The 21,672-nt window shown below is 65.5% G+C and carries 17 protein-coding genes; 15 read left to right on the top strand and 2 right to left on the bottom strand.

Annotated features, from left to right (window positions below; genetic code table 11):
* Window positions 1-66 precede the first annotated feature (66 nt).
* The 4 genes from C9F12_RS04845 (at window position 67) to C9F12_RS04860 (ending at window position 5,606) form a co-directional block, all read left to right on the top strand.
* Window positions 67-1,452, top strand: coding sequence for a hypothetical protein (locus C9F12_RS04845; RefSeq protein ID WP_108448149.1), 1,386 nt, complete (start codon window positions 67-69; stop codon window positions 1,450-1,452).
* A gap of 411 nt (window positions 1,453-1,863) precedes the next feature.
* Window positions 1,864-3,129 carry a serine hydroxymethyltransferase gene (gene glyA / locus C9F12_RS04850; RefSeq protein ID WP_045991047.1) on the top strand — a complete coding sequence of 422 codons (1,266 nt, stop codon included), beginning with the start codon at window positions 1,864-1,866 and terminating at the stop codon, window positions 3,127-3,129.
* 309 nt (window positions 3,130-3,438) lie between these two features.
* Entirely contained in the window at window positions 3,439-4,389 is a 951-nt protein-coding gene (locus C9F12_RS04855) for an HAD-IIB family hydrolase (protein WP_108448150.1), read from the top strand.
* The gene (locus tag C9F12_RS04860; protein ID WP_045991048.1) at window positions 4,386-5,606 is read left to right on the top strand and encodes a glycosyl transferase; all 1,221 of its coding nucleotides are present in this window, start codon (window positions 4,386-4,388) and stop codon (window positions 5,604-5,606) included. Before C9F12_RS04855 ends, C9F12_RS04860 begins: the two co-directional genes overlap by 4 nt.
* A 200-nt stretch (window positions 5,607-5,806) precedes the next feature.
* On the opposite strand, the gene dsbG is transcribed toward C9F12_RS04860, so the two are convergent.
* Together dsbG and C9F12_RS04870 are read right to left on the bottom strand one after the other, a co-directional pair.
* Window positions 5,807-6,610, bottom strand: a complete 804-nt coding sequence (gene dsbG, locus C9F12_RS04865) for a thiol:disulfide interchange protein DsbG (protein ID WP_240184174.1) — start codon at window positions 6,608-6,610, stop codon at window positions 5,807-5,809.
* 158 nt (window positions 6,611-6,768) lie between these two features.
* Entirely contained in the window at window positions 6,769-8,526 is a 1,758-nt protein-coding gene (locus tag C9F12_RS04870) for a sugar phosphorylase (RefSeq protein ID WP_108448151.1), read from the bottom strand.
* Window positions 8,527-8,719: 193 nt separating this feature from the next.
* Here C9F12_RS04870 and nrdR point away from each other — a divergent pair, with 193 nt between their 5' ends.
* The 11 genes from nrdR (at window position 8,720) to C9F12_RS04925 (ending at window position 21,638) form a co-directional block, all read left to right on the top strand.
* Complete coding sequence (gene nrdR / locus C9F12_RS04875) at window positions 8,720-9,205, top strand: transcriptional regulator NrdR (protein WP_045993087.1); 486 nt, start codon at window positions 8,720-8,722, stop codon at window positions 9,203-9,205.
* Window positions 9,202-10,362, top strand: coding sequence for a bifunctional diaminohydroxyphosphoribosylaminopyrimidine deaminase/5-amino-6-(5-phosphoribosylamino)uracil reductase RibD (gene ribD / locus C9F12_RS04880; RefSeq protein WP_108448152.1), 1,161 nt, complete (start codon window positions 9,202-9,204; stop codon window positions 10,360-10,362). The genes nrdR and ribD overlap by 4 nt, the downstream gene beginning before the upstream one ends.
* Before the next feature lie 208 nt (window positions 10,363-10,570).
* Window positions 10,571-11,716 (top strand): bifunctional 3,4-dihydroxy-2-butanone-4-phosphate synthase/GTP cyclohydrolase II, encoded by a 1,146-nt coding sequence (ribBA, locus tag C9F12_RS04885; protein WP_108131394.1) that lies wholly within the window; start codon window positions 10,571-10,573, stop codon window positions 11,714-11,716.
* A 121-nt stretch (window positions 11,717-11,837) separates the two neighbouring features.
* Window positions 11,838-12,335 carry a 6,7-dimethyl-8-ribityllumazine synthase gene (gene ribE / locus C9F12_RS04890; protein ID WP_108448153.1) on the top strand — a complete coding sequence of 166 codons (498 nt, stop codon included), beginning with the start codon at window positions 11,838-11,840 and terminating at the stop codon, window positions 12,333-12,335.
* Entirely contained in the window at window positions 12,332-12,832 is a 501-nt protein-coding gene (gene nusB, locus C9F12_RS04895; protein WP_045993083.1) for a transcription antitermination factor NusB, read from the top strand. Before ribE ends, nusB begins: the two co-directional genes overlap by 4 nt.
* Window positions 12,833-12,844: 12 nt before the next feature.
* Window positions 12,845-13,804 (top strand): thiamine-phosphate kinase, encoded by a 960-nt coding sequence (gene thiL / locus C9F12_RS04900; RefSeq protein ID WP_045993082.1) that lies wholly within the window; start codon window positions 12,845-12,847, stop codon window positions 13,802-13,804.
* A complete protein-coding gene (locus C9F12_RS04905) occupies window positions 13,801-14,274 on the top strand; it encodes a phosphatidylglycerophosphatase A (RefSeq protein WP_045993081.1) in 474 nt (157 codons plus the stop codon). The genes thiL and C9F12_RS04905 overlap by 4 nt, the downstream gene beginning before the upstream one ends.
* Before the next feature lie 59 nt (window positions 14,275-14,333).
* Window positions 14,334-15,590, top strand: coding sequence for a DUF945 family protein (locus tag C9F12_RS04910; protein ID WP_108448154.1), 1,257 nt, complete (start codon window positions 14,334-14,336; stop codon window positions 15,588-15,590).
* A gap of 201 nt (window positions 15,591-15,791) precedes the next feature.
* Entirely contained in the window at window positions 15,792-18,239 is a 2,448-nt protein-coding gene (gene lon / locus C9F12_RS04915; RefSeq protein WP_108448155.1) for an endopeptidase La, read from the top strand.
* Between the two features lie 213 nt (window positions 18,240-18,452).
* Window positions 18,453-20,300, top strand: a complete 1,848-nt coding sequence (ilvD, locus tag C9F12_RS04920; protein WP_108131397.1) for a dihydroxy-acid dehydratase — start codon at window positions 18,453-18,455, stop codon at window positions 20,298-20,300.
* A gap of 246 nt (window positions 20,301-20,546) precedes the next feature.
* Window positions 20,547-21,638, top strand: a complete 1,092-nt coding sequence (locus tag C9F12_RS04925) for an oxidoreductase (RefSeq protein WP_045993077.1) — start codon at window positions 20,547-20,549, stop codon at window positions 21,636-21,638.
* Window positions 21,639-21,672: the final 34 nt, after the last annotated feature.

A 21,672-nucleotide genomic window follows, 5' to 3' on the forward strand; every position in this document is an offset into this window, starting at 1 on the left:
ACTGCCGTATCGGCAAAGATCGTTGGTGTTTGCCAGGTTCTATTTTCACACCGGAGGTGAAAGTTCATGAAGTGCCGTCTGTCTTCCCGCCACGCCGTTCCTTTCGTGGCGCTGCTTTCTCTGGGGGCGAGCGTCGCCCAGGCCGACGCCGAACGTCTCGAGGCCGACCTGCGTGCGGCCCTGGAGCGTGAAGGTACCCTCGAGATCGGCGAGGTATCCGATGAGCTGTTCGGCAGCACCACCAGTGCCGAGAACCTGACCCTGACCGGCGACAACGGCGAACGCCTGACCATCGCGCGCTACCTGGTCGAGGGCGACTACGACGCGCCGGAAGAAGTGGTGCTCGAGGACATCGAGCTGGTCGACCGGGGCGCCAGCATGCTGCTCGAGCGGCTGGTGTTCGAGGAGCCCGGCCAGCCTGTGCTCGATCTGCGTGATCTGCCCTGGGATGAAGACAACCCGCTGGCCGGGATTAGCCTGGAAGGACTGGTGATGGATCAGCGCCAGGGCAAGGTGGGGGCGGACCTTCCCTGGGGCGACTATCCCGGACGCATCGAGATCCAGAGCCTGGGCGCCAGCGACGTCAGCGCCGATGCCATCGGCAGCCTGACGCTGACCGGGATGAGCGGCTCCAGCGACAACTTCGAGGAGCTCGGGGCCGGAACCTTCTCGCTGCCGTCACTCAGTCTGACCGGTCTCAAGGGGCTTGCGAGCGACGCGCCCACGGTGGACGCCCTCGAGCTCGAGGACCTCGAGATCGCCACCGATCGCCTGGTGGCAAGCCTTGAGCATCTGGTGGCCGACGGCGACATGAACGACGGCGAGTACAGCGGGCGCATGGACAACCTGAAGGTGGATCTGGCCAGGATGATCGAGCTGGCGCCGGTGGACGAGCGCACCCAGCTACGCCTGGTCAGCAACGTGCTGACCGATGGCTCCGGACAGCTCACCCTGGACGCCGACATGGACGGTACCTGGGAGGCCAGCGGTGCCAATGGCCAGGTGGCCAGCCGTTTCGAGATGACCGCAGCCGATGCCTTCCGCCTCGGCTTCGACAGTGACCTGCCGGTAAACCTGCCCAAGGGCCAGGGCCCTGCGGCCTACTTTGCCGGCCTCGAGGACTGGACCGAGCTGGACACCCAAGGCGGCGACGTCTCGCTCAGGCTCAGCGATCTGGGCGTGTTCGGGCGTATCGCACCGGTGGTGGCGGCGACCCAGGGGGTGTCCGAAGACGCCCTGCTCGAACAGCTCAGGACCCAGTCCGAAGGCTTCGGCATCATGATGGGACCGCAGATCGGCGCGGTGCTCACGGGGCTGGTGCAGATGATGGCCGGCGAGGCCAGCGAGATGTCGATCGACCTCAGCCTGCCACCCAGTCGACAGCTCCAGAAGCTGGCCCAGGACCCGCTGGGGCTGCCACAGGCTCTGTCCATGGAAGTCACGATGGACTAGGGCTTGTCTGAAAAGTGCCTGCGCTCGGTAATACGGCGTTAAAAATCGGATCAAAATGCTCATTTACACCCCGTAAACTGCGCTTTCTCACCGATTTTTGCCTTGTCTAACCTTCGCTCGTCGACTTTTCGGACAGCGCCTAGGGCTTGGCGGAAAAGTGCCTGCCGCTCGTGGACTTTTCGGCCAAAGCCCGGGCTTGGCAGAAGGGTGATGGCGCCCGCCGGCGTGTCGGACTGAGCCTGGAAAAGAGCGCCCGGCGGGCCACGCTTCAGTCTGACTGAAGCCAAGATGAGAAATCATGCAGCAGCCCATGATGGTCTTTCATGTGAAAGCGGTCATGGGCTGCGCTATGATGGCGGCCCGCTTTTCGCGATTGCCCCTTGAATCCCCCGCTGCGAGGTTATGCCGCCGATGTTCAGCCGTGATATGCAGATTGCCGGTTTCGATGATGCCCTGTTCGATGCGATGCAGAAGGAAGTCGCCCGTCAGGAGGCTCACATCGAGCTGATTGCCTCCGAAAACTACGCCAGCCCCCGGGTGATGGAAGCCCAGGGTAGCCAGCTGACCAACAAGTACGCGGAAGGCTATCCCGGCAAGCGTTACTACGGTGGCTGCGAGTACGTCGACGTGGTCGAGCAGCTGGCCATCGATTATGCCAAGGAGCTGTTTGGCGCGAGCTACGCCAACGTCCAGCCGCACTCCGGCTCCCAGGCCAACGGCGCGGTCTTCCAGGCCCTGGTCAAGCCCGGTGACACCGTGCTGGGCATGAGCCTCGACGCCGGCGGTCACCTGACCCACGGCGCCCGCCCGAACTTCTCCGGCAAGCACTACAATGCCGTGCAGTACGGCATCGACGAGTCCGGCCGCATCGACTACGACGAGGTGGCCCGCCTGGCCCGCGAGCACCAGCCGAAGATGATCATCGCCGGTTTCTCCGCCTACTCGCAGATCATCGACTGGGCACGCTTCCGCGAGATCGCCGACGAGGTGGGTGCCTTCCTGCTGGTGGACATGGCCCACGTGGCCGGCCTGGTTGCCGCCGGTGTCTACCCGAATCCGCTGCCCCACGCCCATGTGGTCACCACCACCACCCACAAGACCCTGCGCGGTCCCCGTGGTGGCCTGATCCTGTCCGCCGAGAACGACGCCGACATCGAGAAGAAGCTGCAGTCTGCGGTCTTCCCCGGTGGCCAGGGCGGCCCGCTCGAGCACGTCATCGCGGCCAAGGCGATCTGCTTCAAGGAGGCCATGGCGCCCGAGTTCAAGACCTACCAGCAGCAGGTGGTCAAGAACGCCCAGACCATGGCCAAGGTATTTATCGAGCGTGGCTACGACGTGGTCTCCGGCGGCACCGAGGATCACCTCTTCCTGCTGTCGCTGATCAAGCAGGGCCTGACCGGCAAGGACGCGGACGCGGCCCTGGGTCGTGCCCACATCACCGTCAACAAGAACGCCGTGCCCGGTGATCCGCAGAGCCCCTTCGTGACCTCTGGCCTGCGTATCGGTACCCCGGCGGTCACCACCCGTGGTTTCGGCGAGAGCGAGTGCGGTGATCTGGCTGGCTGGATCTGCGACATCCTCGACGTCATGGCCAAGGGCGAGTCCACCGAGGCCATCGAGGCCGAGGTCAAGGCCAAGGTGGAAGAAGTCTGCACCCGTCTGCCGGTCTATGGCTGAGGGCCCGGCTGAGTGCCCGGCGGGGTGACCCGCCCGCCTGAGGCCATCAAAGACACCCCCGAGAGCCCCGCTCTCGGGGGTGTCGTCGTTCTGAGGCTGTGTGCTTGCAGCGGGGCGTCGGCAGACGATGCACCATTGTGGTGCCTTATCCTGCACCGGGCACGGCCGCGCCCGCCCCGGACCTGACGGGGCCTCGTTGCGCTGACGTCTACCTTCCCGTCATCTGCTTGTTTTCCCGTTGCTCTTCTCAGCGCTGGCGCAGCCCTTGCTTTGTATCTCGGTGAACCCTTTTGATGCGAAGGTCCCACCATGCACGCCAGCACGACCCCCCGAATCGGTGCCTTCGACGGGCCCAGGCTGCTGTTCACCGACCTGGATGGCTCGCTGCTCGACCACCATGACTACGGCTGGAAGCCCGCCGAGCCCTGGCTCGATGCCCTGCGTGAGGCCGGCGTCGCGGTGATCCCGGTGACCAGCAAGACCCGCAGTGAACTGCTCGGCCTGCGCCAGCAGCTCGGCCTCGCCGATCGCCCCTTTATCGCCGAGAACGGCGCGGTGATCGCGCTGCCCCCCAGCTGGTGTCACGCCCGACGTGAGGGACAGCCGGGCCCGGATGGCCTGGTGATCCGCACTCTCGGGGTGGATATCGGGCTGATTCGCCGGCGGGTGGCGATCTGGCGTGAGCGGCTGTCCGCGCGCTTTCTGACCATGAGCGAGATGGCGCTGGAGGACGTGGTGGCCTTCACCGGTCTGGATGAACAGGAGGCTCGCCTGGCACGCCTGCGCGAGGGCAGCGAGCCGCTGTTGTGGGAAGACGACGAAGCGCTGCTGCAGCGCTTTCGCGAGGGCCTGGCCAGTGACGGCCTGCGCATGACGAGGGGCGGGCGCTTCTGGCACGTGCTCGGCGACACCGACAAGGGCCAGGCGGTGCAATGGCTGTGCGCCCGCTTCGAGGCGCTCAAGGGCCGACGCCCCGAGACCCTGTCGCTGGGCGATGGCCCCAACGATGTCGCCATGCTCGAGGCCACCGATGCGGCGGTGGTGATTCGTGCCCGCCATAGCCTCGACGTGTCCCCGTGCCAGCCGCGCTTGTATCGCAGCGAGGCGCTGGGCCCCAGGGGCTGGGCCGAGGGGGTTGCGCACTTCTGGGGAGAGCAGGACGCGGCGGAGCCTGCCAGCAGCGCTGAGGCCGGCAGCGTAGATGCCGGCGGCGCCGACGACAAGGATCATCACAAGCTGGGCGAGGAGGGTGAGGCATGAGCGATTTCCACCAGAACGGCATCATCACCGACTTTCACAACCTGACCCGGCGCAAGGTCGAAGACCTGGAGGCGGATCTGGAGCGCTTCGGCCGCCAGCGCCCGCTCGGGCTGATCCTGCCGTCATTGTACTCGGAGCTGGAAGGACCGGCGCTGGATGCCATCGTCGAGTCGCTTGCTCAGGCGAGCTATCTGTCGGAGATCGTGATCGGCCTCGATCGTGCCGACCGGGACCAGTTTCTGCGGGCACGCGAGTTCTTTTCGCGCCTGCCCCAGCACCATCGCATCCTGTGGAATGATGGCCCGCGCCTGAGCGCGCTGGACGCGCAGCTGGCCGAGGAAGGCCTGGCGCCACAGCAGCCGGGCAAGGGCCGCAACGTGTGGTTCTGTGCGGGCTATGTGCAGGCCTCCGGGCGCACCGCTGCGGTGGGGCTGCATGACTGCGATATCCTGACCTATGACCGCGGCCTGCTGGCACGGCTGATGTATCCGGTGGCCCACCCACGCTTCAACTACGCCTTCTGCAAGGGCTACTACCCGCGTATCGCCGAGGGCAAGCTCAACGGCCGGGTCTCCCGGCTGATGGTGACCCCGCTGCTGCGGGCGCTGAAGATCATGCACGGGCCCTTGCCTTACCTGGACTACCTGGACAGCTATCGCTACCCGCTGTCGGGGGAGTTCTCGATGCGTACCGAGGTGCTGGACAACATCCGTATCCCCGCCGACTGGGGGCTGGAGATCGGGGTGCTGTCCGAGGTCCACCGCGACCACTCCACCAATCGGCTGTGTCAGGTGGATATCGCCGACGTCTACGACCACAAGCATCAACCGGTGTCTGCCGATGACGCGGCCACCGGGCTCAACCGCATGAGCCTGGATATCGCCAAGGCGCTCTATCGCAAGCTGGCCACCCAGGGTGTGGGTTTCTCGTCGGAAGGCTTTCGTACCCTCAAGGCCACCTACTATCGCCTTGCCCTCGACCTGATCGAGGCCTACGACCACGACGCCACCATGAACGGGCTGAGCCTGGACCGTCATGCCGAGGAGCAGGCGGTGGAGCTGTTTGCGGCAAATCTGATCGAGGCCGGTAACGCCTTTCTCGACAACCCCAGGGAGAAGCCCTTTATCCCCAGCTGGAACCGCGTGCGGGCGGCCTTGCCGGACCTGCCCGAACAACTTTATAGCGCGGTGGAGGCCGATAACGCGGGGGATGTCTAAGGCTTTGACGAAAAGTGTCTGCGCTCGGTAATACGGCGTTAAAAATCAGGTCAAAATGCTCATTTACACCACGTAAACTGCGCTTTCTCACCGATTTTTGCCTTGTCTAACCATCGCTCGTCGACTTTTCGGATAAAGCCTAAATCGCGCTGGCACCAGGCCCCGCCCGGGGCCTGGTGCCAGCGCCTTGATGAACCCTGTCAGTCGGGCTCCGGCCCCATGATGGTATGGAACAGTTCTTCGCTGGGCAGGCCTTGGCTCATCTCGAGCTTGCCTTCGTTGCGATAGACGATGCCCGGGGTCGCCACCATGCCGAAGCTGCGAAACAGTTCATGGTTGCTCTGCAGGCGTTGCTCCAGGTCTCTGGGCAGTTGGCGCATGGGCTCAATCGGATCGCCGCTCTCATGGGCGCGGAGGGCGGCCTGAGGGTCTTCGGCGGCCAGCATCGTGACCGCCTGGCGCGGACTTTCGGGGTCGAGGATACCGACCATCACGTGGCGTAGCTGGACCTGGCCGCTTTCGACGAAGGGCCGGCTTTGCTGCCACAGGCGGGTGCAGTAGGGGCAGTTGGGATCGGTGAACACATAGACGATGCGCTCGGCGTCGGGATCGCCGTCGGCGATCCAGGCGCTGTCCTCAAGGCTCTGCCAGGTGGTCTCGTCCTGGGGCCCGCGTACCAGGCGCTCCAGCGGCGCCTCCGACAGATTGTTGGCGTCGGCATCGATCAGATTGCCGACGATGGCGTGCTCGCCATCCTCGGTGACGAAGATGGTCATCGGCTGTCCGCGATGGCTGGCGGCGAAGCCGCTGAGCCCACCCGGCGCGTCGAATTCACCGTGCACCTCAAGACCTTCCTCTTCCAGCGCCTCGATGGGGGCGGGGTGGTCCTCGGCCTCGACGCTGGACAGTGGCATCAGGCCGAAGGCCACCGCCGCCAGGGTCATGAAGGAACGCTGATGGCGGGGCAGGTCGGGCAGGCGGGGCAGTCGGGGGCGGCGGGGCATGTCGTTACTCTCCGGCATCTTGTAGGACGAATCCCGCGACAAGCGAGAATCACTCGCACTAGGACAGCAGCAAACGCCTTCGGTTCGACCGCTGACGTCGCCGGGCAGTGAAAGCGCCAGGGCCGCGCTGTTGTGCGATACACCGAGCGTGCGGCGACTTATCTGTCGGTGCGCACCAGCCACAGTGAACGATAGGGGGCCAGGGTGTCGACGGGCTGCCAGGCGCCCCCTTCCAGCAGGTCCTGCCAGCCGGACTGGTCGAGGCCGTCCAGTACCAGTGGCTGAGGCCGATCGGTGACGTTGTGAATGGCCAACAGTCGACGGCCATCGTCCAGGGGGCCGCGCTGGATCGCCAGCAGCTCCGGTGGTGTGGGGATGACCGTCTGGGCCGCATCGGGGTGGAAGCAGGGTTCCCTGCGACGGATCTCGAGACGGCGGGTGAGGGCGAAGAACACCTCGCGGGTCGGCGTGTGACGGCTGTCCAGCAGAGGTTCCAGCTCCTGGCGGTCCCAGCGCTTGCGATTGATCGAACGCAGGCGTCCGCTGCGTTCGACCCCGTCGTGGTCGTTCTGGGTGGCGGTCAGGCAGTGCAGGTAGACGCCGGGGATACCCTTCAGCACCAGCATCAGGTGCTGGCTCAACAGGAAGCGCTCGACCTGCCACGGGTCGGGTCCGCGCCGGGTCCCGCTCATGGCATCGAACCAGGTGATATTGAGCTCGTAGGGGCTGTCGCTGCCGTCGGCCTGCCGGCGCATGCTGACGAAGCCACCGAAGCGCTGCATCAAGGCGACCAGGGCGTCGATCTCGTGGCCTTCCAGCCAGCCTTCCAGCGGGCGCACACCAATGCCATCGTGGCTGGCGGTGAAATTCAGATAGCTGCAGCCGGCGGGGAGCTCGGGCAGGCTGTCGAGCCAGCGCGCCAGGGTGCCGGCCTCGCCACTGGTCAAGGTGTGCAGCAACAGAGGTGGCAGCGGGAACTGGTAGACCAGGTGGGCCTCGTCGGGCGGCGTGTCCTGTCGCTCCAGGCCGAAGTAGCTGATGTTCTCGGCGTGGGGCACATTGGTCTCGGTGATGATCAGGGTGCCGGGGGCGACGTGGTCGACCACCGCCCGCAACAGCCGCACCACCGCGTGGGTCTCGGGAAGGTGGATACAGCGGGTGCCGGGGCGTTTCCACAGGAAGGCGACGGCGTCCAGCCGGACGATGCGGGCGCCCTGCTGCAGGTAGAACAGCAGGATGCCGACGAATTCGATCAACACGTCGGGGTTGGCGAAGTTGAGGTCGATCTGGTCCTCGGAGAAGGTCGCCCACAGGTGACGAACGCCACGGCGGGTACTGACGGGGACCAGCAGCGGCGAGCTGCGCGGACGCACCACCTCGCTGAGATCGGTATCGGGGTCCATCTCGATGAAGTAGTCGCGCCCGGGCAGGTTGCCGCCGAGATAGTCGGCGAACCACAGCGATTCCCGCGAGACATGGTTGAGCACCAGGTCCACCATCAGATCATGGTGACTGGCCAGGCGCCGGATATCGCGCCAGTCGCCCAGTTTCGGGTCGACCTCGCGATAGTGGATCACCGAGAAGCCGTCGTCGCTGCTCCAGGGGAAGAAGGGCAGCACATGGACACCGCTGAAGACGGTCTTCAGGCGCTTGCTCAGGAACTCATCGAGTACCGCCAGGGGGGGCTTGTCGGCATCCAGCAGCGAGTCGCCATAGACGATCAGCCACTGGTCCTGCTCGCTCCACAGCGTCTGGCGTGCACCATGACGGTGCCTCAACCCGGCCCCCTGCGCGTCGATCAGGCGCAGCAGACGGCGCAGGACCTCTTCGCTGCGTGCACCATAGAGAGGCGCGAGCAGCTCTGCGGCACGCTGGCGAAAGTCGTCGGGTTCCAGGGGGGAGAGGTGGCTTGCCATGGTGTCCTCCGCAGGCGTGGGGGCGCCTTGCCCCGTGAGCGCTCGCCATTTCATTGACGGCTAGAAAGAAAGTATCAAGCACAGGGCGTGCCAACTCAGCTGAAATCGCGGATGACCTGGGCCATTGCGCTGGGCGGGGCTGGCCTCAGCCGTTACACTATGGCGACATATTTTTCCTGCCGGACTGTCCGCTATGCATTGCCCCTTCTGTGGCGCCCAAGAGACCCGAGTGACTGACTCCCGGCTGGTCGCCGAAGGTGATCAGGTGCGCCGACGGCGGCAGTGTGCTGGCTGCGGCGAGCGCTTCACCACCTACGAGACCGCTGAACTTATCATGCCACGGATCATCAAGGCCGATGGCTCGCGGGAGGTGTTCGACGAGATCAAGCTGCGGGCCGGCATGCTGCGGGCGCTGGAAAAGCGCCCGGTCAGCGCCGAGTCGATCGAGGCGGCGGTGGAACGTATCCGCCAGAACCTGCGCGCACGGGGCGAGCGCGAGGTCCAGGCGCGGGTGGTCGGTGAAGAGGTGATGAATGCCCTGAAGCGCCTCGATCAGGTGGCGTATATCCGCTTTGCCTCAGTCTATCGACGGTTTCAGGATATCGACGAATTTCGCGCCGAGATCGACCGCCTGGCCCAGGAGCCGAGTTTCTCGCCCGACACCGGGGAGAGCACATGAATCCGACGGACATCACGCCAGGCCAGGATGAAGCCTGGATGGCCAGGGCATTGAAGCTGGCCGAACGCGGTCGCTACACAACCATGCCCAATCCGAGGGTCGGCTGCGTACTGGTCAAGCACGGCAAGCATCTGGCCGACGGCTACCATCAGCGCGCCGGGGAACCCCACGCCGAGGTCCATGCACTCGAGGCTGCCGGTGAGCACGCCCGAGGCGCCACCGCCTACGTGACGCTGGAACCCTGCTCCCACCAGGGGCGCACAGGGCCTTGCTGCGATGCCTTGATCAAGGCCGGTGTCGCCAGGGTGGTGGTAGCCATGCAGGATCCCAATCCTCAGGTGGCGGGACGCGGTATCGCACGCCTGCGTGACGCCGGGGTCGAGGTAAGGCTCGGTTGCCTCGAGGCGGACGCCCAGGTATTGAACGCCGGCTTCGTGTCGCGCATGACCCGGGGGCGTCCACGGGTCAGCCTCAAGCTCGCCATGAGCCTCGACGGCCGTACCGCCATGGCCTCCGGCGAGTCCCAGTGGATCACCGGTGCCGAGGCTCGGCGTGACGTCCAGCGGCTGCGGGCTCAGAGCTGCGCCATCCTCACCGGGGTGGATTCGATCATCTTCGACAACTCGCGGCTGACGGTGCGTGCCGATCAGCTCGGGCTCGATGACGCCGAAGTCATCGCCCGACGCCAGCCGCTTAGGGTCGTGGTGGACTCGCGCCTGCGCATGCCGCTGGCCGCTGCCTGCCTGAGCGAGCCAGGGGAGACGCTGGTGGTCTGCGTCGAGGGCAGCGAATCCCCTCGCAGAGACGCGCTGATGCGCTCCGGCGCGCGGGTGCTGGAGATGCCAGCAGGCGACGACGGCCGCGTCGATCTTGGCGCACTGCTCAAGTGGCTCGGTGACGAGGGCGGCTGCAACGAGCTGTTGGTGGAGACCGGCGCGACCCTGGCAGGTGCCTTGATGGATGCCTGTCTGGTGGACGAGTTGCGTCTTTACATGGCGCCGACCCTGCTCGGCTCCGACGCGCGCGGGCTGATGGCGTTGTCGGGCATCGAACGCATGGCCGAGCAGCGGCCTCTGGAAATTCTCGATATCCGTGCCCTCGGCAAGGACTGGCGTATTCTGGCGCGCCCGGCGCTGGCCGCCTGCGCCGAGCACTGATTCGACGAAAGTCGCCGGGGGATCGCAGTAGCGGGGCTTCATATAAGCGGCGCCCAACGCGGAGTCGCAGTGTCCGATCTTGATATAAGCGGCGCCCGACGCCCTGTCAGGTCTTTGTCTTTGACTGGCGCCCGACGCCGCGCCACGGTACCCTGACGCGGTTTCTGGCCGCCGTCGCGAGTGGCCATTTTAGATCCAGGGAGCATACATGTCGCAGTCTTCCAGCGGGGGCCTGGCCCCTATTGCCGAACTCGTCGAGGATATCCGCCAGGGCCGTATGGTGATCCTGATGGACGACGAGGATCGGGAAAACGAAGGTGACATCATCATGGCCGCCGAGAAGGTCGAGGCCTGGCACATCAACTTCATGGCGGTTCACGCCCGTGGTCTGATCTGCATGCCGATGACCCGGGAGCGCTGCGAACAGCTCAAGCTGCCGCTGATGGTGCAGGACAACGGCTCCGGTTTCGGTACCAAGTTCACCCTGTCCATCGAGGCCGCCGAAGGGGTCAGCACCGGCATCTCCGCTGCTGACCGCGCACGCACGGTGCAGGCCGCCAGCGCGCGCAATGCCAAGGCAGAAGACATCGTCCAGCCCGGCCACATCTTTCCGCTGATGGCCGAGCCCGGCGGCGTGCTCAGGCGCGCCGGCCACACTGAGGCGGCCTGCGATCTGGCCGCCCTGGCCGGTTGTGATCCCAGCGGTGTGATCTGCGAGATCATGAACGACGATGGCAGCATGGCCCGACGTCCTGAGCTCGAGCGCTTCGCCGAGACCCACGGGATCAAGATGGGCACCATCGCCGACCTGATCCACTACCGGATCCACAACGAGCAGACGGTAGAAGAGGTCGAGCGACTGCCGGTGACCACCGCCTACGGTGAGCTGACCGCCCACGTCTTTCTCGACCGCACCCACAAGGTGCACCACCTGGCGCTGGTGAAGGGCTCGCCGAGTCCGGACAGCGTGACCACGGTGCGGGTGCATCTGGCCAACGAGATGCGTGACCTGATGTGCCTGGTTAAGGGCGAGGACGCCTCCTGGCGCGCCCACCAGGCGCTGGAAGAGGTGGCGCGGGCCGAGCAGGGTGTCTTCGTGCTGCTCGATGACATGCGTCCGCATCAGGACCTCAACGATATGCTGCAGGTGTTCCTGGAGCGCCGCCGCACCGCTCGCGGCAGCGAGTCCGACGGCGCCGGCAACTACCTGACCATCGGCACCGGCTCCCAGATCCTGCGCGAGCTCGGTGTCGGCAGGATGCGTCTGCTGAGCTCACCGTGGAAGTTCTCCGCGCTGTCGGGTTTTGATCTCGAGGTGGTGGACATCGTCTCGCCAGGTGATATCAGCGGTTGATTCACGCCGGGCGAGGCAGTAATGCTGGCGTCCGGTGTTTCGGTTTTTACCAGGGGACAGGCCCTTTGACAGGGTCACCCCGACTACCGGCCCCAGGCCGGTACATTCAGGAAGATTCAAGATGCAACCTATTTCCCAAGTCGAAGGCAGCTTCGTCGACGTCCAGGGCCGCTACGTGATCGTCGTGGGCCGCTTCAATCACCATGTGGTAGATAGCCTGGTCGAGGGCGCGGTGGACAGCCTGGTGCGCCACGGGGTGGACATGGAGATGATCGACATCGTCCACGTCCCTGGCGCCTGGGAACTGCCGCTGGCGGTCAAGCGTGTGCTGGCGGTGGCGCGTCCCGACGCCGTGGTCGCGCTCGGCGCGGTCATTCGCGGCGGTACCCCGCACTTCGAGCACGTGGCCGGCGAGTGCAATTCCGCGCTGTCGCGGCTGCAGCTGGAGTTCGACACCCCGGTGGCCAACGGTGTGCTGACGGTCAACTCCATCGAGCAGGCCATCGAGCGGGCCGGCACCAAGGCCGGCAACAAGGGCGTCGAAGCCGCCATGGCCGCCATGGAGATGGTGTCGCTGCTGCGTCATTTTGGTGACGATGCCGAGGAGGCGTCCGCATGAGCCGCGAACAGCGTGCGCCCAGCAAGGCCCAGCAGTCTCGCCGTGCGGCTCGCGAGCTGGCGGTGCAGGGACTTTATCAGTGGCAGATGACCGACAAGTCCATCACCGCGGTCGAGGCCGAATTTCGCAGCCAGGTGCCCGATGACGACCTGGAGGTGCACGAGAACTGGCTCAAGGTCATGGAAATCGCCGATCTGGCGCTGTTCCATGAGCTACTGCATAACGTCGCACGCTACCGCAAGGAGCTCGACGCCTCGATCTCGCCGCTGCTGGACCGCCGCCTCGAGGACATCGATCCGATCGAGCTGGCGATCCTGCGCCTTGGGGCCTACGAGCTGTCCAAGCGTCTGGAGGTCCCTTATCGGGCGGTGATCAACGAAGGGGTCGAGCTGGCCAAGTCCTTTGGCGCCACCGATGGCCACAAGTACATCAACAGCATTCTCGACAAGCTGGCCATCAAGCTCAGAAGCGCCGAGGTCAGTGCCCGTCGCCGCTGAAGGTCGCGCCTGATGTACGGAGAATTCGAACTCATCGAGCGCTGGCTGGCGCCCACGACGGGCGAGCCCGGCAAGGCCTCCGGCGTCTCGCTCGGGGTGGGTGACGACGCCTGCCTGATGCGCCCTGCGCCAGGGCACGAACTGGTGGTCAGCGTCGACACGTCGGTGGAAGGGCAGCATTTTCCCGAAGACGCACCGCCGCAGGCGCTGGGGCATCGCGCCCTGGCGGTGAGCCTGAGTGATCTGGCCGCCATGGGCGCGCAGCCGCGCTGGTGTCTGATGGCGCTGACGTTGCCCGAGGTGGAAGAGCAGTGGGTGGCAAAGTTCGCCCAGGGCTTCCATGCTGTGTGCGACGAGGCGGACATGACCCTGGTCGGGGGCGACGTCACCCGGGGCCAACGCGCCGTCAGCGTCACCGTGATGGGTGAGGTACCCACGGGCGAGGCGCTGCGTCGTGACGGTGCCCGCGCCGGGGACGTGCTGGCGGTCACCGGTGCGCTGGGTGGCGGCGCCGGGGGACTGGCGGCCTGGTACGAGGGTCAGCGAGATCTTGAGTCACCGCTGCTTGCCCGCTACCTGTTGCCCCAGGCGCGCTGGCAGGCAGGTCTGGCGCTGCGGGGACTGGCCAGCGCGGCCATCGACGTCTCCGACGGGTTGCTTGCCGACCTTGGTCACCTGCTGAAAGCCAGCGGTGTCGGGGCGCGTCTTGACGCCGAAGCGCTGCCTCTGGCCGAAGGGCTCGTAGAGGCCCTCGGCACCGAGGCGGCCCGAGAGGCCGCCCTGACCGGCGGCGACGACTACGAGCTGGTCGTGGCGCTGCCGTCGGCGGCGTTCGATCGGGCCCGCCTGGCACTGGCGGAACTGGGGCTCGCCTTCGTTGCCATCGGCCAGGTCACCGCGTCGCCGGGGATACAAGGGGTGAATGCCTCTTCGCTGCCGGGGTGGCAACATTTCCACGGAGGGACATCGTGAACAAAGCACCGGCTAGCGTGTGGCGTCGACCGACCCATTTTCTTGCCTTCGGGCTGGGCAGCGGGGCGGCGCCCTTTGCCCCGGGGACCTTCGGGACCCTGGCGGCCATTCCCTTCTACTGGCTGTTGTCCGAGCTGACCCTGGGCTGGTACCTGGTGATGATCGCCATCACCTTCGTCTGGGGTGTCTGGCTGTGCGACAAGACGTCCCGGGACCTCGGCGTGCACGACCACTCCGGTATCGTCTGGGACGAGTTTGTCGGCTACTGGCTGACCATGGCGGCGGTGCCCTTTTCGTGGGAAGCGGCGCTGTGGGGCTTCGTTGTCTTTCGCGTATTCGACGTGATCAAGCCCTGGCCCATCCGCTGGGCCGATCGTCGCGTCGCCGGCGGCTTCGGCATCATGGTCGATGATGTCATGGCCGGCGTTTACTCCTGGTGCACCATGCACCTGTGGTTCTGGCTACACTGAACAGCGTATCGTCACGCCGACGGGGGCAGGGAGGCTCCTCTCGGCAGAGAGGGCAAGGAATGCGCAAGGAACGATGGATCGTACCGGTGGTGGTGGTGCTGGCGCTGGCCTGGGCGGTGGCCCAATATCTCGCCAGTCTGCTGTTCGAGCGCGAACTGGAGAGGGCGCTTGCCGATCTCGAGGCGCGCGGTGACCTGCGAATCTCGCGCGACGACGTGGAGCAGGGCTGGCTGCGTTCCTCCGGCGTGTTGCATGTGGCTCCCCTGATCGGTCACGCCTGGCATCTTGCGATTCCCTATGAGGCACGCCACGGCGTACTCGATACCAGCGTCTTTGGCCGGCTCGACGTACACGTCGGCGACGCCGACCGGCGCCTGTTCGGTGATGCCATGCCGGCAAGCCCGCCCCGCTGGGAAGCTCACTACCGCACCCTGGGGGGCACCCTGCAGGGGGAGTTGCGGCTGGCACCATTTCTCATCAGTCAGTCTCCGTCCGGTGAAGCGCCTCGCTCGCTGCAATTCTCCGGTGGACGTATCGCCTTTGACGGAGTCTATGGCGACTGGCGCACCCAGGTGCTGCTGGAGGCGATCGAGTTGCGCGATGGAGACGCGGTGCTGGAAATCGGCCCGCTCCATCACGAAAGCCGTTACGCCTATACCCCCGGGGCCCTGCACTTCACCCAGCAGGACAAGCTGACCCTGGACGCCGTCAGTCTGCGTCACCCTCAGGTCAACCTGGATGGCACCGAACTGGTGCTCGAGGCCCGCACCCTGCTGGATGACAGCGAGCTGAGGCTGCAGAGCACCTTGACCATCGGTGAGGTGCGCTCCGGCGACGACATGCTGGTGGACGGCGAGGTCAGTCTGGAGCTGTCTCGCATCAACGCCGAGGCGCTGCGTTCGGTGGTGGCCCTGGCGCGTCACAAGACCGCGCTAGGCACCGTCTCGCTCGAGGACGCCGAGGCCTACTCGGCGATGGATCGCGCCCTGGCCCAGTTGCTCAAGGACTCTCCGCGTCTGGATCTGAAGGACGTGGATCTCGACAGCCCCATGCTGGGACTGAGTCTCAAGGGCGAGGGCGTGCTGGTGCTGGACCCCCGAGACCTTGCGTCGCTGAGCCTGCTGTCGCTGGATCGCCCCGAGATGCGTGAGCGCTTTCGCCAGCGCCTGGACGGAGACTTCGAATGGCGTGAGCCGCCGGCCGTGGTCGCGCTGTGGCTGGGGTTGCCGCTGGATACCTCGATGCTGGGCATCGACGTGGTCAAGGGGCGACTGCGGGTCAACGGACGTCCGGTACCACCGCTGCTGGGTGGTTGAGCGGACTCCGCTCACACCGTCAGACGTCAGAAGAGCCACCAGATTCCTGTCCCCTGAAGTCCCTCCCGGCCGGGCCCGGCAGCGTCCCCGATGGCGGCACTCTGCTGCTATCCTCCTTTCACGCCTTGAACTTGGTCGTGGTCGCCCGCATTGCTGATACCCAGACGGGCAAGACGCCCCCTACTTCAGGATGAGGACACCATGAGCGATGATCGCGATCCCCGGTCCGACGATCTGGACTGGATTCCCATGAGTGGCGACGCCGAAGACGGAACCGCGGACGGCCTGGCCGATGGCGAGCAGGTCCAGGGCCATGCGGTGATTCCTGCCAGCGCCTCGCTGCCGGAACGGCTTTACCTGTTGCCGATTCACAATCGTCCCTTCTTTCCCGCCCAGGTGCAGCCGCTGGTGATCAACCGCGAACGCTGGTCCGAGACCATCGAGCGGGTCGCCAATACTCCCCATGACACCGTCGGTCTCGCCTTCGTCGGAGAGGCCGGTGTCGAGGAGCTGTCCCACGAGGACTTTCCGACCATCGGCACCGCGGTCAAGGCCCACAAGCTGCAGGGCGAGGACAACCAGATCCAGTTCATCGCCCAGGGCGTGCGACGCTTCAAGATCGAGCGCTGGCTGTCGCGCACCCCGCCGTTTCTGGTCGAGGTGTCCTACCCTCGTGAGCCGGTGGACGCGGAGGAAGACGAGACCCGCGCCTACGCCATGGCGCTGATCAACGGCATCAAGGAACTGTTGCCGATCAATCCGCTGTACGGCGAGGAACTCAAGCACTACCTCAATCGCTTCAGTCCCCACGAGCCGGGCCCGTTGACCGACTTCGCCGCCGCCATCACCTCCGCCCAGGGGCAGGAGCTGCAGGACGTGCTCGCCACGCTGCCGGTGGTGCCGCGGATGCAGAAGGTGCTGCCGCTGCTGCGCAAGGAGATCGAGGTGGCGCAGCTGCAGAGCGAGATCAGCGAGCAGGTCAACGCCCAGATGCAGGAGCGTCAGCGCGAATTCTTCCTGCGCGAGCAGCTCAAGGTGATCCAGCGTGAGCTGGGCATCTCCAAGGACGACCGTGAAAACGACGTCGACACCTTCCGCGCGCGCCTCGAGGGCCGCGAGGTGCCCGAGCGGGTGCAGGAACGCATCGACGACGAGCTGGCCAAGCTGTCGGTGCTCGAGACCGGTTCGCCCGAATATGGCACCACCCGCAACTATCTGGACTGGCTGACGGCCATGCCCTGGGGCCAGCGCAGCCAGGACCAGCTGGACCTGGCCCACGCCAGACAGGTACTCGACCGCGACCATGACGGACTCACCGACGTCAAGGAGCGGATCGTCGAGTTCCTCGCCGAGGGTACCTTCAAGGGTGACGTGGGGGGCTCCATCGTGCTGCTGGTGGGACCGCCAGGTGTCGGCAAGACCTCCATCGGTCGCTCCATCGCCGAGGCGCTCGGCCGTGAGTTCTATCGCTTCTCGGTGGGTGGCATGCGCGACGAGGCCGAGATCAAGGGCCACCGGCGCACCTACGTCGGCGCCATGCCCGGCAAGCTGGTCCAGGCGCTCAAGGAGGTCGAGGTCGAGAACCCGGTGATCATGCTCGACGAGATCGACAAGATGGGCCAGTCCTTCCAGGGCGATCCGGCCTCGGCCTTGCTCGAGGTGCTGGACCCGGAGCAGAACGTCGACTTCCTCGACCACTACCTCGACGTTCGCCTGGACCTGTCCAAGGTGCTGTTTGTGTGCACCGCCAATACCCTGGATTCCATCCCGCCGGCGTTGCTCGACCGTATGGAGCAGATTCGCCTGTCGGGCTATATCGCCGAAGAGAAGCAGGCAATCGCCAGGAACCACCTCTGGCCCAAGCTGCTCAAGCGCGACAACATCCCCAAAAAGCGTATCAATCTGACCGCCGCAGCCCTGCGCCAGGTGGTCGAGGGCTACGCCAGGGAGGCCGGTGTCCGCCAGCTGGAGAAACAGCTGCACCGGATCGTGCGCAAGGCCGCCGTCAAGCTTCTGGAGAACGACCAGGCGACGGTCAAGGTCTCGCTCAAGAACCTCGAGGAATTCCTCGGCGCCCCACTGTTCCGCAAGGAAAAGGTGATGAAAGGGCAGGGCGTGGTCACCGGCCTGGCCTGGACCTCCATGGGCGGTGCCACCCTGTCCATCGAGGCCGGCAAGGTGCACGGGCTGGATCGCGGCTTCAAGCTCACAGGCCAATTGGGCGACGTGATGAAGGAGTCGGCCAACATCGCCTACAGCTATGTTCAGGGGCACCTGACCGAGTACGGCGCCGATGCCGGCTTCTTCGATGCCTCCTTTGTTCACCTGCACGTGCCGGAAGGCGCCACCCCCAAGGATGGCCCCTCGGCGGGGGTGACCATGACCACGGCGCTGCTGTCACTGGCGCGTCATCAGTCCATCGAGCGCAACCTGGCGATGACCGGGGAGCTGACGCTGACCGGACAGGTGCTGCCGGTGGGCGGGATCCGCGAGAAGGTTATCGCCGCGCGCCGCAGCGATATCTTCGAGGTGATCCTGCCCGAGGCCAATCGGCGCGACTATGACGAACTGCCGGAGTACCTCAAGGACGGCATGACCGTGCATTTCGCTAATCGCTACAAGGATGTCGCCAAGGTGGTATTCGGCTAACGGCAATATGACGGTGTATTTCGCCGACAGTGAGCCGGCAAGCCGTCCCGGATCGGGCCCGAGGCCGCATGACGCGGTTCTCGGGCCCGTGGCGTGATGGCCTGTGCAAGGCTAGTCAGTGCCGTCTGTGCGTGACAGAATCGACAGTCTGGACACGCGACACCGCCCGGTTGCCTTCTGCATCACGGGTGGACGAAAAATGACGAGGATTCCATGCCTGAGTATCGCTCCCGTACCACCACCGCCGGTCGCAACATGGCCGGCGCTCGCGCCCTGTGGCGCGCCACCGGCATGAAGGATGGCGACTTCCAGAAGCCGATCATCGCGGTGGCGAACTCCTTCACCCAGTTTGTGCCGGGCCACGTTCACCTGAAGGACATGGGCCAGCTGGTCGCCCGTGAAATCGAAAAGGCCGGCGGTGTGGCCAAGGAATTCAACACCATCGCCGTGGACGACGGTATCGCCATGGGCCACGACGGTATGCTCTATTCGCTGCCGAGTCGCGATCTGATCGCCGATAGCGTCGAGTACATGGTCAACGCCCACTGCGCCGACGCCCTGGTGTGCATCTCCAACTGCGACAAGATCACGCCTGGAATGTTGATGGCCGCCATGCGCCTCAACGTGCCGGTGATCTTCGTCTCCGGCGGCCCCATGGAAGCCGGCAAGACCAAGCTGCTGGATCACGGCCTGGACCTGGTGGACGCCATGGTCATGGCCGCCGACGATTCGGTGGACGAGGAAACCCTGAACGAGGTCGAGCGCAGTGCCTGCCCCACCTGTGGCAGCTGCTCCGGCATGTTCACCGCCAACTCCATGAACTGCCTGACCGAGGCACTGGGCCTGGCGCTGCCGGGCAACGGCACGGTGCTGGCCACCCACGCCGATCGCCGCCGCCTGTTCGAGACGGCGGGCGAGCGCATCGTCGAGCTGGCCAGGCGCTACTACGAAGGTGACGAAGCGCACCTGCTGCCCCGTGCCATCGGCTCCAAGGCGGCGTTCAAGAACGCCATGACCCTGGACATCGCCATGGGCGGCTCCACCAACACCATCCTGCACCTGCTGGCCGCCGCCCAGGAGGCAGGCGTCGACTTCAACATGATGGACATCGACCGGCTGAGCCGCGAAGTCCCTCAGCTGTGCAAGGTGGCGCCCAATACCCAGAAGTATCACATCGAGGACGTGCACCGGGCCGGCGGCATCATGGCGATCCTCGGCGAGCTGGATCGCGCCGGAGTGCTGGATACCTCGGTGCCCACGGTCTACGGCGACAGCCTCAAGCTGGCCCTCGACGAGTGGGACATCATGCGCAATCCGTCGGCGGAGGTGGTCAACTTCTTCAAGGCCGGCCCCGGTGGTATCCCGACCCAGACGGCGTTTTCCCAGAGCGCCCGCTGGCCGAGCCTGGACGGTGACCGCGCCACCGGTTGTATCCGCGACTACGAACACGCCTTCTCCAAGGAGGGCGGGCTCGCCGTGTTGAAGGGCAACATCGCCGAGAACGGCTGTGTGGTGAAGACCGCCGGCGTCGACGACAGCATCCTGGTGTTCGAAGGGCCGGCCCACGTGGTCGAGTCTCAGGATCAGGCGGTGGAACATATCCTTGGCGACAAGGTGAAGGAAGGCGACGTGGTGGTGATCCGCTACGAAGGCCCCAAGGGCGGCCCGGGCATGCAGGAGATGCTCTACCCGACGTCCTATCTCAAGTCCAAGGGACTGGGCAAGGGCTGCGCCCTGCTCACCGACGGACGCTTTTCCGGCGGCACCTCAGGGCTGTCGATCGGCCACGTCTCGCCGGAGGCCGCCGCCGGCGGCGCCATCGCTCTGGTGGAAAACGGCGACCGTATCCGCATCGACATCCCCGCTCGGACCATCAATGTCCTGCTGGACGACGCCGAGCTTGCCGAGCGCCGCCAGCGCCAGCAGGAGCGCGGCAAGGATGCCTGGAAGCCGAGCATTCAGCGTCTGCGCAAGGTGACTCCTGCGCTGAAGGCCTATGCCCTGCTAGCCACCTCGGCAGACATGGGCGCGGTGCGCGATCTGGAAAAGCTTGACGACTAATATCTGCGCTTTTTAGCACAGAGTAGCTCGATGAAGGCCGGCATACGCCGGCCTTCATCGTTGATGGCGTCCAGCGCTCAGGCGACCCGCTTGAGGAAATGAGCGACCGATCAGCGAAATGAAACAGCTTGCGTGTACGCCGGAACTCGATAATTTCCGGGGATTTGGTCATTCTGACGTGACAGGGGATCGACAGATCAAATAAGCCCTCGACAAGATGGGCGAGATGCAGGCACGGGGACCGCTATGAAAACACAGACTCTCAATGTGGGCCTGGTGGGTTACGGCATGGCTGCCAAGACCTTCCATGCCCCCTTGATCCAGGCCGCGCCAGGGCTCGAGTTGACCTCGGTGGTCAGCTCCGACGCCGACAAGGTCTTGCGTGACCTTCCGGACGTGACGGTGCACGCCAAGCTCAACGAGCTGCTCGAGGTGCGCCACGTTGACCTGATCGTGATTGCTACACCCAACGAGCAGCACTATGCCATGGCCAAGGCGGCCCTTGCGGCAGGCAAGCACGTGGTGGTGGACAAGCCGATCACGGTGTCGGCCTCGGAGGCGCGTCAGCTCCGCGCCCAGGCGGACCGCTCGGAATTGCTGCTCAGTGTCTTTCACAATCGTCGGTGGGACTGCGACTTCCTGACGGTGCGCAAGCTTCTGGAGCAGGGCCGGCTGGGGCGAGTGACATCCTTCACCTCGCGATTCGATCGCTATCGACCGGCGGTGAACAACCGCTGGCGAGAGCAGCACAAGCCCGGTGGCGGCATCTGGTACGACCTCGGCCCGCATCTGCTCGATCAGGCCATAGAGCTGTTCGGCATGCCCCGGGCGATTCTGCTGGAACTGGCCTCCGCCAGAGACGGTGCCGAGGTGGACGACGACTTTCTGGCGCTGCTCGAGTACGACCGCCTCAGGGTGACCCTGCAGGCCAGTTCGCTGGTAGCGGAGCCCAGCCCGCGCTTCGTGGTGCATGGCACCGAGGGCAGCTATTCGATCTACGGGCTCGACCCCCAGGAAGGCTGGCTCAAGCAGGGACTGATGCCGAGTGAAGACTGGGGCGTCGACGATGCGCCGGGACAACTGACCCTCAACCGAGGCAGCGCCGAGGAGCCGGACCTGGTCACCGAAGAGTGGCTGTCGGAACCGGGCAATTATCCCGCCTTTTACACTGCCGTCGCTCAGACCCTGCTGCATGGCGACCCGCCGCCGGTGTCCGGCGAGCAGGCGGTGGACGTGATGACCTTGCTGGAAGCGGGGCTCGACAGCTACCGCCAGGGGCGCTGGGTGCGCCTGAAGGAAGGCAACAGCAACCTCCGCCGGCTGCACGCCCGTCGCTGAGGCGAATCAGCCAGGCACGACAAGAGGGCCTTGG

It is taken from the genome of Halomonas sp. BN3-1 (assembly GCF_003056325.1).
GTDB lineage: Bacteria > Pseudomonadota > Gammaproteobacteria > Pseudomonadales > Halomonadaceae > Halomonas > Halomonas litopenaei.

Coding starts and splice junctions, on each gene's coding strand:
- ilvD (WP_108131397.1), top strand. CDS start 18,453: ATGCCTGAGTATCGCTCCCGTACCACCACCGCCGGTCGCAACATGGCC.
- C9F12_RS04870 (WP_108448151.1), bottom strand. CDS start 8,526: ATGGCAAGCCACCTCTCCCCCCTGGAACCCGACGACTTTCGCCAGCGT.
- nusB (WP_045993083.1), top strand. CDS start 12,332: ATGAGCCGCGAACAGCGTGCGCCCAGCAAGGCCCAGCAGTCTCGCCGT.
- ribD (WP_108448152.1), top strand. CDS start 9,202: ATGAATCCGACGGACATCACGCCAGGCCAGGATGAAGCCTGGATGGCC.
- glyA (WP_045991047.1), top strand. CDS start 1,864: ATGTTCAGCCGTGATATGCAGATTGCCGGTTTCGATGATGCCCTGTTC.
- C9F12_RS04855 (WP_108448150.1), top strand. CDS start 3,439: ATGCACGCCAGCACGACCCCCCGAATCGGTGCCTTCGACGGGCCCAGG.
- ribE (WP_108448153.1), top strand. CDS start 11,838: ATGCAACCTATTTCCCAAGTCGAAGGCAGCTTCGTCGACGTCCAGGGC.
- lon (WP_108448155.1), top strand. CDS start 15,792: ATGAGCGATGATCGCGATCCCCGGTCCGACGATCTGGACTGGATTCCC.
- C9F12_RS04925 (WP_045993077.1), top strand. CDS start 20,547: ATGAAAACACAGACTCTCAATGTGGGCCTGGTGGGTTACGGCATGGCT.
- C9F12_RS04910 (WP_108448154.1), top strand. CDS start 14,334: ATGCGCAAGGAACGATGGATCGTACCGGTGGTGGTGGTGCTGGCGCTG.
- thiL (WP_045993082.1), top strand. CDS start 12,845: ATGTACGGAGAATTCGAACTCATCGAGCGCTGGCTGGCGCCCACGACG.
- ribBA (WP_108131394.1), top strand. CDS start 10,571: ATGTCGCAGTCTTCCAGCGGGGGCCTGGCCCCTATTGCCGAACTCGTC.
- dsbG (WP_240184174.1), bottom strand. CDS start 6,610: ATGCCCCGCCGCCCCCGACTGCCCCGCCTGCCCGACCTGCCCCGCCAT.
- C9F12_RS04845 (WP_108448149.1), top strand. CDS start 67: ATGAAGTGCCGTCTGTCTTCCCGCCACGCCGTTCCTTTCGTGGCGCTG.
- C9F12_RS04860 (WP_045991048.1), top strand. CDS start 4,386: ATGAGCGATTTCCACCAGAACGGCATCATCACCGACTTTCACAACCTG.
- nrdR (WP_045993087.1), top strand. CDS start 8,720: ATGCATTGCCCCTTCTGTGGCGCCCAAGAGACCCGAGTGACTGACTCC.